Origin of the sequence: Streptomyces sp. BE303, from assembly GCF_036290945.1 — a bacterium.
Classification (GTDB): domain Bacteria; phylum Actinomycetota; class Actinomycetes; order Streptomycetales; family Streptomycetaceae; genus Kitasatospora.
This window is the reverse complement of the sequence record NZ_JAQYWZ010000723.1, coordinates 14,420-33,079: the sequence shown is the minus strand read 5'-3', so window position 1 is coordinate 33,079 and position 18,660 is coordinate 14,420. Positions and strand designations below refer to the sequence as shown.

Annotated in this window: 15 protein-coding genes; 9 read left to right on the top strand and 6 right to left on the bottom strand. The window is 75.0% G+C overall.

The genetic code is table 11. The features are described 5' to 3' along the window. Positions 1-110: 110 nt before the first annotated feature. The gene (locus PUR56_RS21630; RefSeq protein WP_329950158.1) at positions 111-545 is read left to right on the top strand and encodes a MarR family winged helix-turn-helix transcriptional regulator; all 435 of its coding nucleotides are present in this window, start codon (positions 111-113) and stop codon (positions 543-545) included. Between the two features lie 258 nt (positions 546-803). Here the strand turns inward: PUR56_RS21630 and PUR56_RS21625 are convergent, their stop codons facing one another. Then, complete coding sequence (locus PUR56_RS21625) at positions 804-1,169, bottom strand: peptidoglycan-binding protein (RefSeq protein WP_329950122.1); 366 nt, start codon at positions 1,167-1,169, stop codon at positions 804-806. Positions 1,170-1,235: 66 nt separating this feature from the next. Further along, entirely contained in the window at positions 1,236-2,228 is a 993-nt protein-coding gene (locus PUR56_RS21620) for a hypothetical protein (RefSeq protein ID WP_329950121.1), read from the bottom strand. A 290-nt stretch (positions 2,229-2,518) separates the two neighbouring features. On the opposite strand from PUR56_RS21620, the gene PUR56_RS21615 reads away from it, so the two are divergent. The 7 genes from PUR56_RS21615 (at position 2,519) to PUR56_RS21585 (ending at position 12,875) form a co-directional block, all read left to right on the top strand. Further along, positions 2,519-4,126, top strand: coding sequence for a DUF3604 domain-containing protein (locus PUR56_RS21615; protein WP_329950120.1), 1,608 nt, complete (start codon positions 2,519-2,521; stop codon positions 4,124-4,126). A gap of 75 nt (positions 4,127-4,201) precedes the next feature. Beyond that, positions 4,202-5,017: a polysaccharide lyase gene (locus PUR56_RS21610; protein WP_329950119.1), complete on the top strand. Its 816-nt coding sequence runs from the start codon at positions 4,202-4,204 to the stop codon at positions 5,015-5,017. 87 nt (positions 5,018-5,104) lie between these two features. Next, a complete protein-coding gene (locus tag PUR56_RS21605) occupies positions 5,105-6,670 on the top strand; it encodes an ABC transporter substrate-binding protein (RefSeq protein ID WP_329950118.1) in 1,566 nt (521 codons plus the stop codon). Positions 6,671-6,884: 214 nt separating this feature from the next. Further along, on the top strand, positions 6,885-7,844 hold the full coding sequence (locus PUR56_RS21600) for an ABC transporter permease (protein ID WP_329877836.1): 960 nt from the start codon (positions 6,885-6,887) through the stop codon (positions 7,842-7,844). Continuing rightward, positions 7,841-8,806, top strand: a complete 966-nt coding sequence (locus tag PUR56_RS21595) for an ABC transporter permease (RefSeq protein WP_329950117.1) — start codon at positions 7,841-7,843, stop codon at positions 8,804-8,806. Before PUR56_RS21600 ends, PUR56_RS21595 begins: the two co-directional genes overlap by 4 nt. Further along, positions 8,803-10,752, top strand: coding sequence for an ABC transporter ATP-binding protein (locus PUR56_RS21590; protein WP_329950116.1), 1,950 nt, complete (start codon positions 8,803-8,805; stop codon positions 10,750-10,752). The genes PUR56_RS21595 and PUR56_RS21590 overlap by 4 nt, the downstream gene beginning before the upstream one ends. A gap of 98 nt (positions 10,753-10,850) precedes the next feature. Then, positions 10,851-12,875 carry a PQQ-binding-like beta-propeller repeat protein gene (locus PUR56_RS21585; RefSeq protein ID WP_329950115.1) on the top strand — a complete coding sequence of 675 codons (2,025 nt, stop codon included), beginning with the start codon at positions 10,851-10,853 and terminating at the stop codon, positions 12,873-12,875. 96 nt (positions 12,876-12,971) lie between these two features. On the opposite strand, the gene PUR56_RS21580 is transcribed toward PUR56_RS21585, so the two are convergent. Continuing rightward, positions 12,972-13,898, bottom strand: coding sequence for an AEC family transporter (locus PUR56_RS21580; protein ID WP_329950114.1), 927 nt, complete (start codon positions 13,896-13,898; stop codon positions 12,972-12,974). Positions 13,899-14,054: 156 nt separating this feature from the next. On the opposite strand from PUR56_RS21580, the gene PUR56_RS21575 reads away from it, so the two are divergent. Then, entirely contained in the window at positions 14,055-14,510 is a 456-nt protein-coding gene (locus PUR56_RS21575; protein ID WP_329950113.1) for an HD domain-containing protein, read from the top strand. A gap of 45 nt (positions 14,511-14,555) precedes the next feature. Here PUR56_RS21575 and PUR56_RS21570 read toward each other — a convergent pair whose 3' ends face one another. The 3 genes from PUR56_RS21570 to PUR56_RS21560 form a co-directional block, all read right to left on the bottom strand. Beyond that, complete coding sequence (locus PUR56_RS21570) at positions 14,556-15,860, bottom strand: sulfatase family protein (protein WP_329950112.1); 1,305 nt, start codon at positions 15,858-15,860, stop codon at positions 14,556-14,558. Positions 15,861-15,907: 47 nt separating this feature from the next. After that, the gene (locus PUR56_RS21565; RefSeq protein ID WP_329950111.1) at positions 15,908-16,906 is read right to left on the bottom strand and encodes a hydroxyacid dehydrogenase; all 999 of its coding nucleotides are present in this window, start codon (positions 16,904-16,906) and stop codon (positions 15,908-15,910) included. Between the two features lie 221 nt (positions 16,907-17,127). Continuing rightward, positions 17,128-18,381, bottom strand: coding sequence for an ROK family transcriptional regulator (locus tag PUR56_RS21560; RefSeq protein WP_329950110.1), 1,254 nt, complete (start codon positions 18,379-18,381; stop codon positions 17,128-17,130). Positions 18,382-18,660 lie beyond the last annotated feature (279 nt).

Here is an 18,660-nt window from a genome sequence, read left to right as displayed (position 1 = left end):
CCCCCGGTGGATGATGGAGTCGCTCGCCGAGCATGTATCTCGCTCAGCGAGAGAATACGTCCGGGGGACCGTCAGGGAAAGGACACGGGGTGGAGCAATCTCGGCTGCCGATGGAGCTGGTCCATCTGCTGCGCGGACTGACCGTCGAACTCGACCTCTTCGGCGCCGAGTTCGCCGCGCGGCACGGGCTGCACCCGACCGACCTGCGGGCGCTGGTCCACCTGCTCGACGCCGCGCGGGCCGGTTCGGTGGTCACTCCCGGGCGGCTCGGTGAGGCGTTGCGGCTGAACTCGGCGGGGACGACCGGTCTGGTCGACCGTCTGGTGCGGCTCGGCCTGATCCGGCGCGAGCGCGATCCGGAGGACCGTCGCAAGGTCCGGCTGGTGGTGGAGGACCGGGCGACGGAGCTCGGGCAGGCCTTCTTCGGCGGGCTCATCGCCGATCTGGTGACCGCGATGGGCGGCTTCGGGGAGGCGGAGCTGGCGGTGGCGCAGCGGTTCCTGACGGCGATGACCGACGTGGTGGCGACGGCCCGGGCCCGGTGACGCCGGCCTGCCGGCGGCAACCGGTCGGTCGCGGCCGCGACCCGGCGTGCCCGCGAGGGGGCTACGGATCCGCAGTGGCGGAGCGTACGGAGCTGCCGTCCGGACAGAGCCAGGTGCGTCGGTCGAGTCGGACGCAGGGGCGACCGGCGACATCGAGCGCGGACCCGGTGCGCGTTGCCGGTGCGAACCCCCGGGCGGGCGCTCTGCGGACGAACGGCCCGCCGGTTCCCCGGCGGGCCGTCCTCCCACGGGTCGGGATCAGTAGATCCTGTTGGCGAAGGTCCTGAACGCCGTCTGCGTGCCCGAGCCCGCGATGCCGTCGATCGCGCCGGTGTAGCCCCAGCTGTCCTTCGGCAGACGCTGCAGCGCCTTGACGGTCTCGGTGCCCGCGAGGCCGTCGAGCGCGCCGCCGTAGCCCCAGTACCCCCGCAGCCAGTGCTGAACGTTCTGGGCCTGCGTGGTGTTCAGCCCGAGGTTGTTCACCGCGAGGACGCGCTGGGAGCCGGAAGCCTGGACGGCCGGGGCGTTCGGGGTGGCGCTCGCGGTGGCTGCAAGGCCGAACGTGGCGGCTGCCGCCACTGTGACGGCAACAGCACCCTTCGCGATCTTGTGCTTGAGGTTCATGGTCCCCCGTTCCCGGACGGTCCGGACGGATGCGAGCCGGCGAGGCGTCGGCGGGGCGCGTCCCGGCTACGGCCGGAGCCCGGCGAACTCGTCCAGGACCGCCACCCGCAGCTCGTGCGCGCCGTCCGGCCGGGTCTGCTCGTAGTACAGGTACCAGCGCCCCCGGGCGGCGACCACGTCGGCGTAGCGGACGTCCAGCCAGGGCCCGTCGGTGGTCAGCCGGTGCCACTCCCGCAGGTCGGTGGAGACGGCGAGGCCGCAGCGCTCCTCGTAGTTGCCGGCGGCGTCGGCCGAGCCGTCGTAGAGCGCGAGCCAGCCGCCCCGCCCGTCCGGGAGGACGGCGGTGATCCGGGCCTCGTAGGCGTCCCAGGCGCCGGGCGGGCCGACGTCCAGGACCTCGGCGGCCCGGCCGGGAGGGGCGGTGAACCGCAGTCCGTCGGGCGAGCCGGCGCGCGCGGTCGGCTGGACGGTGAGGCCGGTGGTGTGGATGTCGGCGTCGGCGTGGGCGAGCTCCTGCTCCTCGGCGGTGAAGGCGCGGGTGCGCGAGACGGTGCTGAACATCTCTACCGTGCCGTCGAGTTCGAGCAGGTAGGGGTCCTTGACGCCCTCGGTGCCGGTGCCGGCGGCGGTGAGGACCGGGGTGCGGGTGGCGAGGTCGAAGGAGTCCGGCGCGCCGGCCCGGACGGCGTCGATCCGCCAGCGGTTGTCGGCCGGGTCGACGTAGCTGAGGTGGAGCAGGTAGCCGTCGTCGCGGGGGAGCAGGGCGAAGCGCTCCATCGACGGCGAGTCCAGCTCGGCGCGCTCGACCGACCAGACGTCGTGGAACTCGACGCCGTCCCCGCTCTCGGCCACCGCGCAGCGCCAGCCCCGGTCCTTGCCGTCGGTGCCGCGCGGGCGGCGCTCGCGGTAGGTGAGCAGGAAGCGGTCGCGGTCGGCCTCGTAGTGGATGCCCGGGCAGCCGGCCCAGTAGCCGGGCAGGGGGCGCTCGGGTACGCGGACGAGGACGGAGTCGCTGAGGTCGGGCGGGGCGGGCAGGGTGCGCGGGGCGGTGGTCGGCATGGCTGGCGGTCGTCCTCACGGAAGGCGGCGGGGTGCTTCGGCAGTTTCTATCAGATCGATAGAAAGTTTCGAGACGGTGTCCCGAGGCGGGCGGCATGTCGCTGGTCAGCAAGGGGCTCTTTCTGCCTGCCGGGCTTCTGTGAAGCCTGTGTTTCCCCCTGTGGCGATCGGGCAACGCAGGTCGGCCTGGTCTTGACCATCACCGGAAGATCGGGAAAGACTTCTTCTCACAGTCGATCAAACATCTTGCGGCGATCGCTCGCCGCGCACCGTAGAGGAAGCCCGACCCGATGACAGCCCCCACCACCGACGCGCCCGGCTACGGCGGTCTCGGCCTGTACGTCGGCGACATCCACAACCACTGCGGCATCAGCTACGGCCACGGCCCGATCGAGGACGCGTACGCCAACGCCCGCCTCCAGCTCGACTTCGCCAGCGTCACCGGCCACGGCTGGTGGCACGACCTCCCCGAGCGGACCCCCGAGCTGGCCTCGCTGGTCGACTACCACACCCAGGGCTTCGCCCGGCTCGCCGACCGCTGGGAGCACGTCCAGGAGGTGACCGCCGCCGCCCACGAGGACGGCCGGTTCGTCACCTTCCAGTCCTTCGAGTGGCACAGCCTCGCCCACGGGGACCACTGCGTGTACTTCGACGGCCCGCGCGGCGAGATCATCCGCGCCGCCGGCCTGGAGGAACTGCGAGCCCGGCTGCGCGCCCTCGCGGCCGAGGGCGTGCGGACCTGGGCGCTTCCGCACCACATCGGCTACGGCACCGGGCGGCGCGGCATCAACTGGGACACCTACACCGAGGAGTTCGCCCCGGTGGTGGAGATGATGTCGATGCACGGCTGCGCCGAGTCCGACGAGGCGCCGCGCACCTACCTGCACACCATGGGCCCGCGCGACACCACCGGGACCGCCGTGCACGGGCTGCGGCTCGGCCACCGGTTCGGGCTGATCGGCTCCACCGACCACCACAGCGCCTTCCCCGGCAGCCACGGTCACGGCCGGCTCGCCGTCTGGGCGCCGGAACTGACCCGGCCGGCGATCTGGGACGCGATCGAGCGGCGGAGCACCTACGCGATCACCGGGGACCGCATCCTGCTCGCGGCCTCCGTGAACGGGGCGCCGATGGGGGCCGAGACCGCGTCGGCCGACCGCCGCCGGATCCGGGTCACCGTGCAGGGCCGGGACGCGCTCGACCACGTCGAGGTGGTCCGCAACGGCGTGCCGATCCACCGGGTCTCCCGGCCCGAGCTGCTGGGCGCCGCCGCCCGGTCCGCCGCGTTCGACGGCACGCTGGGCTTCGCCGTCGGCTGGGGCAAGCGCGAGACGCCCGTCCACTGGGACGTCACGCTGCGGGTCGAGGGCGGCGAACTGCTCGACGTCCAGCCCCGGTTGCGCGGTTCGGAGACGGTCGCCCCGGCCGCGGCCGAGCCCGCGTCGTACCGCCCGTCCGACTGGTGGCGCACCGGCCCGGGCGAGCTGCGGCTGCGGACCGTGACCGAGGGCAACCCCAACACCGCGACCGACGCCACCCAGGGCTTCTCGCTCGCGGTCGCCGGCGACGACCGGACCAGGCTGACGGCCGTCGTCAACGGGGTCGAGACCTCGTACGCCGTCGGGGAGCTGCGCGAGGGGTCGCGGACCGGGTTCATCGGCGGGTTCGTCTCCGGGGCCTTCCGGTTCGACCGGGCGGTGCCGGCCGGGGAGCTCACGGCCGAGCTGGACCTGATCGACGAACGGCCGGGCGGCGACGGCGACTTCTACCACGTACGGGTCCGGCAGCTGAACGACCAGTGGGCGTGGTCGAGCCCGACCTGGGTCGGGCGGGCCACGGGCGCCGGGCGGACGGGCCGTGCCGGGTCGGCGGCGGCCTCCTGTCGACGGGCCGGCTGACGCCTGAAGCCGTCGTCGGCCGGCCGCCCCGGTCACCGTCACCCGAACCCGTACGTCCCGAGGAGCACGATCCCCATGGCCCCGTCCCGCCCCACCGCACGCCGGCTCGCCGGCACCGCCCTCGCCGCCGCGCTGCTGACCGGCACCCTCGCCGCCCCGGCGGCCGTCGCGGGCACGACCGCCGGAACCGCCACCGCCGTCACCGCCACCACCACCGCTGCCACCACCGTGTTCTCGGACGACTTCGAGTCCGGCACCGTCGCCAACTGGACCCGTCAGCGGATCGACGGCAACGGCAGCATCACCGTCACCGGCGGGCCCGCCGGCGGTTCGGGCCTGGCCGGCCGGTTCAGCGTGCCCAACGACGGGCAGTCCTACCGCTCCGAGGTCGCCGTCAACGCCCTCGGCTGGGGCGGCTACCGCTTCGCCTTCGCCGACTACCTGCCCGCCGACTGGGTGCGCACCTCCACCGAGACCATCGTCGCCCAGTGGCACGGCTACCCGCTCGCCGACGGCAGTGACACCAAGCCGCCGATCGCCCTCACCGTCAAGGACGGCAACTGGCGGCTGAAGGTGCACTGGCTGACCGACCCGTCCACCGTGCAGGAGGCCGTGATCCCGCTCGGCGCCGTGCAGTTCGGACACTGGAACCAGTGGGCCTTCGACGTCACCTGGTCCACCGCCACCACGCCGGGCTCGATCACCGTGCTCCGCGACGGCGTCCAGGTCGGCACCCACAGCGGGCTCAACAACTACCACCAGAACCAGGCGCCCTACTTCAAGACCGGCATCTACCGCGCCAACTGGAACCCGGCCAAGGGCATCTCCTACCCGACCGGCGGACCCGACGTGGTGCTCTACAGCGACAGCGTGGTCGTCACCAAGTACTGAGGCGGGTGGGGGAGTTCCCCGCCCCGTCGGCCCGCGGCCCCGTGCCGCGGGCCACCCCGAACCCAACCACCAAGAGGTAGCAGCACCATGAGCGAAGCGGCCCGCCACCCCGGCCTGGCCCGAAGAGGCTTTCTCGGCCTGAGCGCCGGAGCGGCCCTGCTGGCGGCGGGCTGCCGCTCGGCCACCGACCCGTCACCCGGCGGCGCCGCGGGCGCGTCCGCCACCGCCTCCGCACCCGACCTGCAGATCGTGTACGGCAGCGCACCCGACCCGACCCAGCTGCTCCACCGGGGCCCGGACACCCCGGCGTTCGTCAACCTCGTCCTGGACCGGCTGGTCGACCTCGACCCGAAGACCCTCCAGCCGGTGCCCTGGCTCGCCACCTCCTGGGAGTGGAGCGCCGACCGGCTGAAGCTGGTGCTCAAGCTGCGCGAGGACGTCACGTTCCACGACGGACGCGGGCTCGACGCCGACGACGTCGTGTACTCGCTGGTCGGAGCCACCAAGAGCTCCCAGGTCAAGCCGCTGCTGGAGCGCCTGGCCGACGTGAAGGCCAGTGCGCGGGGCGAGGTCACCCTCACCCTCTCCAAGCCCACCAGCAACCTGTTCGACGCGCTCGCCTTCAACCCCGTCGTCGACGCCCGGAGCTACGTCGAGGGCAGGGCCTCCGACAAGGTCAACGGCACCGGCCCGTTCACCTGGCAGGAGTTCAAGGGGGGCAACCAGCTCGACCTCACCCGCTACGACCGCTACTGGCAGAGCGGACGGCCCCGGTTCGAGCGGATCACCGTCCGGTCGGTGACGAGCAGCCAGGCCGGTCTGTCCGCGCTGCAGTCCGGTCAGGCCCACCTGATCGGCGCCGTCCCCGGCCGCGACCTCAAGGTGCTGGCCGGCAACCCCGGCTTCACCGTGCAGTCCGCCAAGGCCTCCTACCAGCAGGCGTTCCTCGGGGTGAACGTCGCCTCCAAGCCCTTCGACGACATCCGGGTCCGCCAGGCGCTGCAGTACGCGGTGGACCGCGAGCGGATCGTCGCCCAGGTCTACGGCGGCCACGCCGAGGCCAGCAGCCTGCCCTGGCCGTCCAACACCCCGGGGGTCACCCCGGACCAGGTCACCCGCTACCGGCACGATCCGGAGAAGGCCCGGGGCCTGCTCCGGGAGGCCGGCGCGGAGGGCGTCCGGGTGCCGCTCACCGCCGCCAACTCGCCGATCTTCACCTCGCTCGTCGAGCTGGTGAAGTACGACCTGGAGCAGGCGGGCTTCGGCGTCGACGTGCAGCTGCTGGACAACGCGGCGGTCCAGCCGAAGATCCAGCAGGGCACCCTGGAGGGCCTGTTCGTGGCCAACCACGGCATGGTCAGCGTCTCGCCGCTGAGCGGCATCACGGTCTCGGGGCCGCTCCAGGTCGGCAAGAACACGTCGCACGTCACCGACCCCGCCTACGCGGAGCTGCAGGCCCGCGCGTTCGCCGCCGCCGACGAGCAGGCCCGGGCCGACGTCAACCACGAGCTGTCCGAGTACCTGCTGGCGCAGTCCTTCCACATCACGCTCGCACACGCCTGGGAGACGTACGCCTTCGCCTCCTCGGTGCACGACGTGTCCACCAGCGCGCTCGGCTACCTGAAGCTGACCGACACCCGCCGGGCCGGCTGACTTCCCGGTCCCGCCCCGTCCGGTCCCGTCCGGTCCCGCCCCGTCCGGCTCCGCCAGGTCCGGCCCGGTCCGCCCCGACCGGCCGGATCCCGGCGCCGCCCCGGCCCGACGAACCGCCCCGCCCCGCCGGCCGCCGGCCCCGGGCGACCCCCACCGCCCGGGGCCGGTGAACCACCCGGCCCGCCCGCATGGCCCGACCACCCGGAGAACCCCCGTGCCGTACTGGACCAGAAAGGCCGCCGGAGCGCTGGCCACCCTCTGGCTCGCCTCGGTGGCCGTCTTCCTGCTGCTCCACCTGGCTCCCGGCGACCCGGTCTCCGCCGCCCTCGGGGCCGAGGCGGACCAGGAGCAGCGCGACCACCTCAGCCGCCAGCTCGGCGTGGACCGGCCACTGCCCGTCCAGTACCTGACCTGGCTGCGAGGACTGCTCGTCGGCGACCCCGGACTCTCCTTCCACTACCGCGAGCCGGTCACCAGGATGATCGGCCAGAGCCTCGGCTCGACCCTCCAACTCGCCTTCGCCGCAGGTCTGCTGATGCTCGTGCTCGGCCTGCTGCTGGGGGCCGCGCTGGCCGCCGAGCGGCGCGGCCGGCTGGCCCGGGTGCTCGACCCGCTCACCACCGCGGTGCTGGCCCTGCCGGTCTACGTCACCGCCGTGCTGTTCGTCTTCGTCTTCGCGGTCCTGCTCCGCGTCCTGCCGGCCGGCGGCGAGAAGGACCTCCTCACCGCGCCGGACCTGGCCGTGCAGTACCTGGCGCTGCCCGCCGTGGCGCTGGCCCTGCCCGGGTCGGTGGTCCTCGCCCGGCTGCTCGCCACCGAGATCCGCCGCACCCGGCAGGAGGAGTTCGTGCTCACCGCGGTCGCCAAGGGTGCGCCGCCCCGGCGCATCCTGCTGCGCCACGTGGTGCCCAACAGCCTGGCGCCGTTCTGCGTCGAGTTCGGGCTCAACCTCGGGGAACTCCTCGGCGGAGCCGTCGTCGCCGAGCAGCTCTTCGCCCGGCACGGTCTCGGCCAACTGCTGCTCGACGCCATCAACCAGCGGGACTACCCCGTCGCCCAGACCCTGATCATGCTCGCCGTCGCGGTGGCCGTCACCGTCCAGCTCGGTTCCGAGCTGCTGGTCGGTCGCCTCGACCCGCGGATCGCCCGCGCCGGCACCGGGGAGGCCCGATGAGCACCACCGCCGAGACCCAGGACACCACCGTCGGGACCCCGGCCGAGGCGGGAACCGCCGGGACCGCCGGGACCGCCGGGACCGGAGGGGCGGCCACCGCGGCCGACAGCACTCCCGCAGGCCGGAGCACCGGGCGTCGCCGACTGCCGGCCCTGCCCGCGCTGCCCGCCGCACTGCGGGGCAGGCGGGGCCGGACCGGGGCGGCGCTGGTCGCCCTGGTGGTGCTGCTCGGCCTGCTCGGCCCGCTGCTGCTCTCCGCGGACCCGTACCAGCAGAGCCGCGAGGCACTGGCCGGGCCCTCCTGGGACCATCCGCTGGGCACCGACGAGGTCGGCCGCGACCTGTTGGTCCGCGCGCTGTACGGGGTCCGGATCGAGCTGCTGGTCTGCCTGCTGGCCGTTCCCGTCGCCGCCGTGCTGGGCACCCTGCTCGGCCTGGCGGGCGGGCTCAACCGCCTGCTCGGCGAGGCCGTCCAGCGGCTCTTCGACCTGCTGCTCGGCTTCCACGGGCTGCTGCTCGGCCTGGCCATCGCGCTGATCGTCCGGCCCGGCCTGGGCAGTGTGGTCGTCACCATCGTGCTCAGCGCCCTGCCCGTCTTCGGCCGCCAGGCACGCGCCGCCCTGCTGGCCCAGCTCGCCCGTGACCACGTGGTGGCCGCCCGGGTGCTCGGCGTACCGCGCGGGCGGACCCTCCGCCGGTACGTGCTGCCCAACGTCACCGACGCCGCCACCGCACTGCTCGCCGTCGCGATGGCGCACGCGGCCAAGATCGAGGGCGGGCTGAGCGTCCTCGGCTTCGGCATCCAGCCGCCCACCCCCTCGCTCGGCACGATGATCAACACCGGTAGCAAGTACCTCTTCCTGCACCCCGGTTACGCCCTCGCGCCCGTCCTGCTGCTCGGTCTGCTGGTGTTCGGGCTGACCCTGCTCGCCGACTCGTTCAACCGGGAGAAACTGCGGTGACCGCGCCCACCGAGACCGCCCGCACCACCGGTGGCGGCCCGACCGCCGGTGCAGGCCCGACCGCCGCCGTCGACGACGTCGGCCGCACCGGCCCGGCGGCGCCGCTGCTGGAGGTGTCCGGCCTGCGGGTCGCCGCCGGGCCCCACCAGGTCGTCCACGGCGTGGACTTCACCCTCCGGCCCGGCGAGATCCTGGGCCTCGTCGGCGAGTCCGGCTCCGGCAAGACCCTCACCGCGCTCGCCGCCAACCGGATGCTCCCGCCCGGCTGCCGGACCACGGCCGGGACGGTCCGCCTCGACGGCACCGACCTCCTCACCCTCCCCGAACCCGGCATGCGGGCCGTCCGCGGCCGCCGGATCGGCATGGTGTTCCAGGACCCGCTCGCCTACCTCAACCCCCGGATGCCCATCGGCCGCCAACTCGCCGAGGCCGCCCGGGTGCACGGAGCCTCCCGGGCCGCGGCCCGGGCCCGTGCGCTCGAACTCCTCGACCTGGTCGGCATCCCGGAGCCGGAGCGCCGCTTCCGCGACCGCCCGCACGAGTTCTCCGGCGGGATGCGCCAGCGGGTCCTGATCGCCATGGCGATGACCAACCGGCCCGACCTGCTGATCGCCGACGAGCCCACCACCGCCCTCGACCCCACCACGCAGGCCGGCATCCTCGACCTCCTGGTCCGGCTCCGCGACGAGACCGGCACCGCGGTCCTGCTGATCACCCACGACCTCGGGGTGGTCGCCCGGACCTGCGACACCGTCCAGGTCATGTACGCCGGACGGATCGCCGAACGAGCCCCGGCCAAGGCCCTGCTGGCGAGCCCGCGACACCGCTACACGGCCGGGCTGCTGGCCGCCGTCCCCCGGCTGGACGGCCCGCCCGGCCGCCCGCTCGCCGTGATCGGCGGCCGCCCGCCCGCCGCGGGCGAACCGCTGCCCGGCTGCGCCTTCGCGCCGCGGTGTGCCGCCGCCACCGCGCGGTGCGCCGAGGAGGTGCCCGCCTGGGAGGTCGTGGGGGACCGCGGTCTCGCCTGCCATGTGCCGGTGCCGGAGGAGGGGCCGGAGCACGAAGCGGAGCACGAGCAGGGACGAGAGAAGGAGCAGGGTCAGGGACAGGGGCGGACCGACCCGCCGGGGGCGGGCCCGGCCGCCGACGACCGGGCCGCCGCCGCGGCGACCAGCCCCGCCGGGGACGCTCCCGTCGCGGCGGAGCCGGTGCTGGTCGCCGAGAACCTCACCGTCCGCTACGGCCGTGGCCGCCCGGGAGCGCCGGCGCTGGAGGGCGTCAGCCTCACGGCGGCGCCGGGCCGGGCGGTCGGGGTGATCGGCGAGTCCGGCTCGGGCAAGTCGACGCTGGCCCGCGCCCTGCTGGGGCTGCTCCGCCCGCAGCACGGGACCGTCCGGGTCGGCGGTCGCTCCTGGGCGGAGGTCACCCCGGAGGAGGAGCGCGCGCTGCGCCGTCGCGTCCAGTTCGTCTTCCAGGACCCCTACGCCTCGCTGAGCCCGCGCATGACGATCCGCCAGGCGCTCACCGAGCCGCTGCTGACCCACGGCCTGTCGCTCTCGCGCGTCGACGAGTTGCGCGAACTGGTCGGACTCCCGGCGGGGTTGCTCGACTCCCGGCCGCACCAGCTGTCCGGCGGGCAGCGCCAGCGCGTCGCGATCGCCCGGGCGCTCGCGGTCGGCCCGGAGGTGTTGGTCGCGGACGAGCCGACCTCGGCCCTGGACGTGTCCGTCCAGGCCCAGATCCTCAACCTCCTCCTCGATCTGCGCCGACGGACCGGCGTCGGGCTGGTGTTCATCTCGCACGACCTCGCGCTCGTCCGCCACCTCTGTGACGAGGTGCTGGTGATGCGTCACGGCCGGGTCGTCGAACACGCCCCCTCCGCCGAGCTGTTCACCGCGCCCGCGCACCCGTACACCAGGCAGCTGCTGGCCGCCGCCGCGCACTGACGCGCGCCGCCTTCCGGTTCGCCCCGCCTGCCTGTCCGCCCGCCTGCACCCCGTGCCGCCCGCCGCGCACATCCCCGCCGCCCCCTCCTAGGAGCACCATGACGTCCGCCAGCCCCTCCCGCCGCCAACTCCTCCTCGGCGCCGGTACGGTGACCGCCCTGACCGCACTCGGTGTCGGCCCCGCCGCCGCCGCCGCGCCGCGCTCGCCCCGCGCCCCCGAGGTGACCGGCCTCGGCCCGGGGAACGCCGACTTCCCGCTGATGAGCGCCACCCTGCTGGGCGAGACGCTCTGGATCGGCTCGCGGAACCTGGCGCCCGCCAAGGTGGTCGGCTACCACGTGCCGACCGGGCGGGTCACCGCGACCGCCACCCTGCCGACCGGCAACTTCGTGCAGGGCTCCGCCGCCCACGGGGGCCGCCTCTACCTGGGCGTCACCGACGCGCCGAAGGCCGTCAACCTCTACCGCCTCGACCCGGCCGACGGCAGCGTGCGCGGCCTCGTCAACGTGCCCGGCGCCGACGTCCGGGACGTCGCGGTCGCCCCCGACGGCGTGGTGTTCGCCACCGGACGGCAGAAGGGCCGCGCGGCCGGCCCCGGCCTGTACGCGTACGACCCGGCGACCGGCGTGCTCACGGAGGTCGCCTCGCCCGCGCCGGGCGCCACCCAGGGCCGGGCGGTCGAGGCCACCGCCACCCACGCCTACCTGGGTGTCGGCAGCAACCTGGCGGGCGGCGGCGGGGCCACCCTCGCCAGCCTGTTCGCGGTCGAGCGGGCCACCGGCCGGATCGCCGACATCACCCCGCCCGAGCTGGCGGCCGACACGATCATCCGGCAGATCACCGCGCTCGGGGACGACCTGCTGGCCGTCTCCACCGAGGGCAAGCCGGCCCACGTCGCCTTCCTGGACCCCGCCACCCACACGGTGCTGCGGTCGTTCCCGGTGCCCGGCACCAAGAGCATCACCAACTTCCAGCGCCTGGGCGACACCGTCTGGTTCACCTCCACCGAGCAGGGCGTCGTCTGGCGGTACCGGCTCGCGGCCGGGACCCTGGAGCAGTTCGCCGTGCCCGTCCCGGACGGCAACTCCTGGGGCCTCGGCCGGCTCGGCGACACCCTGGTGGGCGTCACCGAGGGCGGCACCGCGTGGACCCTCTCCACCTCCACGGCCGCCGTCACCACCACCGACCTGGTGGCCGCCGGAGCGCCGGCCGAGGCTCAGCTCGGCATGTCGCTGGCGGCCCGGAACGGCCGCGTCTACGTCGGCGGCAACGGCTCGATCGCGCTGCACGACCTGCGCGCGGGAACGGTGCGCAAGCTCCCGGTGCCCGGCGAGGCCAAGGACACCGTGATCCTCGACGACGACACCCTCTACCTGGGCGTCTACTCCTCGCAGGGCATCTGGCGGTACAACCCGTGGGAGGACACGGAGCCGGTGCAGGAGGCCGTCCTCCCGCAGGAGCAGAACCGGCCGCAGACGATCCGCTGGGACGAGGAGCACGGGCTGCTGCTGCTCGGGGTGCAGGCCGACACCACCGGCGGCGGGTCCTTCGTCACCTACCGGCCCGGCAGCGGCCGGCCCACCGTGCACGTCGACCCGCTCGGGTCCGAGCAGCTGGTCCGCGCGGTGGCGGTGGGCCACGGGCAGGCGTTCCTCGGCGGCGACAACGCCAAGACCACCGGTCCGCGCGGCGACCTCGCCGCCTGGGACCCCGAGGCGGGGCGCGAGCTCTGGCGGATCGGCACGAACCTCGGCTCCGGCATCAGCAGCCTGGCGGTCCACGGCCGGTGGCTGTTCGGCATCACCGTGAACGGGCAGGTGTTCTCCGTCGACCTGCGGACGGCGCGGCGGCGCCCCGGCGGCGGCGCGCCCGCGCCGGTGATCGGTGCCCGCGCCGACCTGCGCGCGATCACGTCCGCCAACCCGCGCCTGCTGGTGGTGGACGACCGGCTGTACGGGATCAGCGAGCGGACGCTGTTCCGGCTCGACCCGGAGACGCTGGCCGCCACCGTGCTGGTCCAGGTGGACGCCGAGTGGTACAGCGGCGCCCGGGTCGCGGCCGACGACGGTGGCGTGCTGTACACGCTGCGCGGACGCGAGCTGATCGCCGTACGGGACCGCTGACCGCCCACGCGGCAGGTGCGGGCGCCCGGACAGCGGTGTCGGGGGGCCGGTGTCCGGGGCCGGGGCGGGGTCGGGGGCCCGCCCCGGCCCGGGGCCTCAGGCCGGGCCGAGCGCCCACGCGGCCAGCGACAGCGTCGCCATCGACACCAGGGTGGAGCAGAGCACCGCGTCCCGCGCCAGTGCCGCGCCGCGACCGTACTCACGGGCGTACACGAAGACGTTCTGCGCGGTCGGCAGCGCGGAGAACAGGACCACGGTGAGCAGCTGGTGGGCCGACAGGTGGAGGACGAACGCCCCGACCGCGTAGGCGGCCAGCGGCTGGACGACGGTCTTCGTCAGCACCGCCACCCCGACCTCCGCGTACCGGGCGGCGCCGGTGACCGCCGGCCGGTGGCACAGCGAGAGGCCGAGTGCCACGAGCGCGGTCGGCACGGCCGCACCGCCGAGCAGCTCGCAGGAACGATTCAGCTCGGCGGGCGGTCGCCAACCGGTCGCCGACAGCACGGCGCCGAGGGCCACCGCCAGCAGGATCGGGTTGCGCAGCGGCAGGGTGAGCGCTGCCCGCAGCCCGGCGCGCCCCGAGTCCAGGACGGTCAGCACGACCGGGGTGACCACCAGGATCTGGAACAGCACCACCGGCCCCACGAACGAGGCGTCGCCGAGTACCTGCACCGCCACCGGGATGCCCAGGTTGGCCGAGTTGACGTAGCCCGCCGCCATGCCGCCGACCGTCCGCTCCGGCAGGCCCCGCCCGAACAGCCGCTGCGAGGCCAGCAGCCCCAGCCCGCCCGCCACCGCCGTGCCCGCGGCGAACGCCGCCATCGACGGATTGGCGAACCGGTCCAGCGGGGTCCGGGCGATCATCAGGAACAGCGCCGCAGGCATGGCCGCGTGGAAGACGAACCGGTTCAGCACCTGCTCCGCCTGGCCCCCCAGCAGCCCGCTCCGACCGAGCAGGTAGCCCACCCCGGTGAGCGCCCAGATCGGGGCGAAGCCGGAGATCAGCGGAGGCAGGCTGGGCATGGCGTCCTCGGCAGGGTCGGCACCGGCGGCACCGGCGGGTGCGGTCGCGGTGGCCCACGGCGGGCCGCCGGACCGGAAGTCAACCAGGCGGCGGTGCGGGGCCGACCAGGAGGGTCCCGGGACCCGGCCGGCGGCGGCAGGCCCTAGGATGGCGCTGTGGAGTACCTGAGCCTGGCCGAGGTCGAACGGATCGCGCGGAGCGCCCACGCGGGGCAGACCGACAAGAACGGTCACCCGTACACCGAGCACCTGGCGGCGGTGGCGAACGGCGTCGCGGTGCGCGGCGGCAGTGACGAGCAGATCGCGGCGGGCTGGCTGCACGACGCGATCGAGGACGACGCGCTGACCGGTGACTGGCTGGCCGGGGCCGCCCTCACCGACGCCACCAAGGCGATCGTGGACGCGCTCACCAAGCGCCCCGGCGAACCGCTGGAGGGGTACACCGCGCGCATCCTGGCCACCCCCGGCGCCCTGCTGGTCAAGCAGGCCGACCTCGCGCACAACTCCGACCCGGCCCGGCTGGCGAGCCTGGACTCGGCGACCGCCGAACGGCTGGCGGCCAAGTACCGCCGGACCCGCGAACTGCTGGGGCTGGACGGCGACACGGCCTGACGCATCCCCTGACGAGCGGTTCGGGCCCTCCCGGGCGGCGGACCGTCAACCCGCCCGCGTCGCCGGGAGGAAGCGCGCGAACGGATCGCCGGAACGGGCGCAGTGCACGGCGAGTAGGGAGCGGAACCGGTCGAGCAGCGCCGCGTGCCGCGCGTCCACGGCCAGGTTGACCATCTCGCCGGGATCGGCGGTGAGGTCGAAGAGCTGCTCCCGGTGGTCGCCCCAGGCGTAGCAGACGTACTTGTGCCGCGGGTCCCGGACCATCCGGCCCAGCGCGTTGTTGAAGCCGGGCAGCTCCCAGCGCGTCTCCACCACGACCGTCTCCCGGGGTTCCGGGGCGCGGACGCTGCGCCCCGGCAGGCCGGGCGGCGGGGTGACGCCCGCCAGGTCGCAGAGCGTCGGGACGAGGTCCAGGCCGGTGGAGACCAGCCGGTCGCTGACGGCACCCGCCGCGGCGCCGGGGCCGCTGACCAGGAAGGGCACCCGCACCGACTCCTCGTACAGGGCCCACTTCTGGTTCCACCGGTGCGCGCCCGCGCCGTCGCCGTGGTCGGAGCTGAACACCACCACCGTCTCCCGGCGTCCCTCCTGCCGCTGCTCCGGCCCGTCGGCCGGTTCGCGGAGCGCGGACAGGACCGTTCCGAGGTGCGCGTCCACCCGTTCGACCAGTGCGTAGTACGCGTACCGGTACCGCCGCCAGTCGTCCTCGCTCCACTCCTCGGTGGGGTGGGTGTGCGCCCAGGCCCGCTGGGCCAGCCGGGGCAGCCGGGCCTCGTACGGGGCGGGCGGGAAGTTGGCGGGCAGTGGCGGGCAGTCCTCGGCGGGCGGCGGGGCGGGCAGCGGCCCGGTCTTCGGGTCCTGGCCGCGCGCCCATTCGCAGATGCCGTGCGGTTCCAGGAACGACGCGACCAGCAGGAACGGCCGGTCGCGCCGCTCTCGGACGAACGCGGCGGCGGCGCGGGCCAGTCCGGCGTCGTCCCCGGCCGGGTGGATGCGGCGGAAGCCGTGACCGTCGGGCAGGTCGAGTTCGGGCAGGTGCCACTTGCCGCCGTAGCCGCAGTCGTAGCCGGCGTCGGCGAACAGCCGGCCGAGCACCGGCTCCGCGCCGCCCTCGTTCCCGGTGACCCCGAGGCTGCTGGGCAGTTGCCCGGTGAGCAGGCTCGCCCGGGACGGTGCGCAGAGCGGTTGGGCGCAGTACGCCTGGCGGTACCGGGTGCCGGCGGCGGCCAGGGCGTCCATGTGCGGGGTGGCGAGGTGCGGATTGCCGGTGGCGCTCATCGCCCCGGCGGTCTGCTGGTCCGTCAGGACCACCAGGACGTTCGGCCGGTCGTCCACAGGCCGGTCGTCCACAGGCCGGTTGTCTGCAGGGCGGTCGTCGGCGGGGCGGTCGGTCACGGTCAGGCCATCCGCTCGTAGGTGCGGCGGTCGAGCGCCCGGAGCAGCGGCTCGCCGAGCGTCCAGCGCTCGAACTCCCCGACCACCAGGTCGCCGAGGCGCCGGCGCTCCAGGGCCTGACTGCCGGCCAGGTGCGGGGTGACCACGACGTTCGGCAGGGTGAACAGCGGCGAGCCGGGCGGCGGAGGCTCGGGGTCGGTGACGTCCAGTACGGCGAACAGGTCGGGTCGTTCGGCGAGCACGTCCAGCAGGGCGGGTTGGTCGAGGACGGCGCCGCGTGCGGTGTTGACGAGCGTCGCGCCGGGCTTCATGGCGGCGATCAGGGACCGGCCGACCAGCCCCCTGGTCTCCTCGGTGAGCGGCGTGTGGACGGTCACCACGTCCGCCGTGGCGAAGAGTTCCTCCAGGCCGACGGCCGCCACCCCCGGCGGGGGTGCGGCGTACGGGTCGTGGGCGACCACCCGCACGTCGTAGTCGCGCAGCCGTTCGCAGACCAGGCGGCCGGTCGCGCCCAGCGACAGGACGCCGACGGTGGCGCCGTACGCACCCGGGGCGCGGCCGACGCGGACCGGTGCGCGGGCGGCGCGGGCGGCGAGCACGTGCCGCCAGCCGTCCTTGAGCGCGTAGACGATCTGGGCGACGGTGAACTCGGCGACCGGCAGGGCGTTGGCGTGGGCGGCGGTGACGAGCGGGATGCCGGTGGCCCAGAACTCCTCGGTCACGATCCGGCGCACCGAGCCCGCGCCGTACAGCACCAGCGCGAGCCGGGGCATCCGGGCGAGCGCCGCCGCGTCGAGGACGGGGCCGCCCCAGCCGGTGAACAGCACCTCGACGTCGCGCAGCGCGTCCGGGTCGGCGGCGAGCCGTTCGGCGCTCCAGACCCCACCGGGGCCGGCCGGGTCCTCGACCGTCTCCGCCCGCGCGACCACCCGGGCGCGAGCCTCGGGTCCGTACACGTCGGGGAAGCGGACGGGGTCCATCGCGAAGGCGGCCGCGAACATTCGGGTCTCCCTTGGTCGAGTGCCCACGGAGAGTTTCTATCACACTGAGAAATAGTGGGACGCGGGGAGGCGCTGGAGGGGCGGCGGAAGGCCCGGGAGGGCGCACGCGGGCGCGTGCGGGAAGGGGGAGGCGCGGATTCGGGGCCGTGCGGCGGGTCCGAGGGGGCGGTGCGGGGGTGGCGGCCCTGGGCGGGCCGGCGGGGCGAGGCCGGCCCGGCGGTTCAGCGGGTGATGAACGTCGCCCCGTCGGCGAGGCGGACGGCGGACGCGGCGGCGCCGACCAGCTCGGTGGTGGTCGAGTGCACCACCATCAGGCGCGGCAGGACCGGGACCCGGCCCTGCAGGCGGGACTCGATCGCGGGCAGCATCTCGCCCCCGCTCTCCCAGAACAACCGGCCGCCCAGCGCGACGAGTTCGGGCCCGAGCACGCTGGTCAGATTGGCCACCAGCAGGGCCAGGTCGTCGGTGAACTCGTCCACCAGCCGGACCGCGGCCGGCTCCCCCTCCCGGGCCAGCCGGAACAGTTCGGCGACCCGCTCGGCCGAGGTGCCGGTGACGGTCAGCCCCGCCTCGGTGATCCGCCGGTCGACGGCGTGGTCGCCGATCCGTGACTGGGTGTCGCCGGTCCGGCCGAGCGGCCGGTCCAGCGCCCGCCGGTCGGTCATCAGGTGGCCGAGCGCGCCCGCCGAGCCGAGCCGCCCCCGGTGCAGGCGGCCACCGAGCACGATCCCGGCGCCGACCTCGATCCCGACCACCACCGCCGCGAGGTCGCTCACCCCCGCACCGGCCTCGCTGTGCCGGACGGCCAGCGCGACCAGGTCGACGTTGCTCTCGACCGCCACCGGGATGCCCAACCGCTCCTGGAGCAGTGCGCGCAGCCGCATCCCGGGCCAGTCCAGCGCCGGCGCGAACTCCACCAGCCCCGTCCGGTCCCGGACCACGCCGGGCACTCCGACCACCAGGGCGCGCGGGGCGCCGGCGTGCCGGCCGGCCCACGTGCGCAGGCCGTCGACCAGGGCCAGCAGCGGCCCGGTGAGGTCCTCGGCGGACGGCTCGCGGCTCCGGTCGGGGCCGAGGCCGGTCCAGTGGTGCTCGGTCTCGTGCAGCACGGTGCCGTGCAGGTCGGCGACCACGCCGACGATCCGGCGCGGCCGCATCGCCACGGCGAGCACGGTCTGCGCACCGGCGTTGTAGCGGACGAGTTGCGGCGGCCGCCCCCCGCTGGACGGCGCCCGTTCGGTCTCCACGATCACCAGTCCGGCCGTCCGCAGCACCTCGACCAGGCGGTGCACGGTCGCGGTGGAGAGGCCGCTCTCCGCCGCGAGCCGCTGCCGGGAGAGCGAGCCGTGCCGGCGCAGTACCTCCAGCAGTACGGTCTGGTTGACCTGCGCCACGGTCTGTGTGGTCGCGGTCGCGGGGGTGCGCGGTGCGGTCCGTGACGTGGTGCGCGGCGTGGTGCGCGGGGGCTGGGTCACCGGATGCTCCTCGGGCGGGGCCGGGCGGGGCCCGAGCGGGCGGGACTTTGTCTCGGCCCGAATATATCCGACCGGTCCGCCGACCGGACGGGCTCCTGCCGAACGGGGGCGGGCCCGGTGCGCGGGCCCGTGCGAGCCGGAACACGCCCGGCGGGAACGCCCGAAGGGCCCGGCCGCGCGGATCGCGCGCGGCCGGGCCCTTCGGTCACCCCGGTGATCCCTGTCCGACCCCGGGGTGAGGGGGGACAGGCGGTCCGGATGCCGTCGGTGGAGACGGGT

Bases quoted from the DNA above. Each gene is read 5' to 3' on its own strand.
- PUR56_RS21630 (WP_329950158.1), top strand. From the start codon at position 111: ATGGAGCTGGTCCATCTGCTGCGCGGACTGACCGTCGAACTCGACCTC.
- PUR56_RS21625 (WP_329950122.1), bottom strand. From the start codon at position 1,169: ATGAACCTCAAGCACAAGATCGCGAAGGGTGCTGTTGCCGTCACAGTG.
- PUR56_RS21620 (WP_329950121.1), bottom strand. From the start codon at position 2,228: ATGCCGACCACCGCCCCGCGCACCCTGCCCGCCCCGCCCGACCTCAGC.
- PUR56_RS21615 (WP_329950120.1), top strand. From the start codon at position 2,519: ATGACAGCCCCCACCACCGACGCGCCCGGCTACGGCGGTCTCGGCCTG.
- PUR56_RS21610 (WP_329950119.1), top strand. From the start codon at position 4,202: ATGGCCCCGTCCCGCCCCACCGCACGCCGGCTCGCCGGCACCGCCCTC.
- PUR56_RS21605 (WP_329950118.1), top strand. From the start codon at position 5,105: ATGAGCGAAGCGGCCCGCCACCCCGGCCTGGCCCGAAGAGGCTTTCTC.
- PUR56_RS21595 (WP_329950117.1), top strand. From the start codon at position 7,841: ATGAGCACCACCGCCGAGACCCAGGACACCACCGTCGGGACCCCGGCC.
- PUR56_RS21585 (WP_329950115.1), top strand. From the start codon at position 10,851: ATGACGTCCGCCAGCCCCTCCCGCCGCCAACTCCTCCTCGGCGCCGGT.
- PUR56_RS21580 (WP_329950114.1), bottom strand. From the start codon at position 13,898: ATGCCCAGCCTGCCTCCGCTGATCTCCGGCTTCGCCCCGATCTGGGCG.
- PUR56_RS21565 (WP_329950111.1), bottom strand. From the start codon at position 16,906: ATGTTCGCGGCCGCCTTCGCGATGGACCCCGTCCGCTTCCCCGACGTG.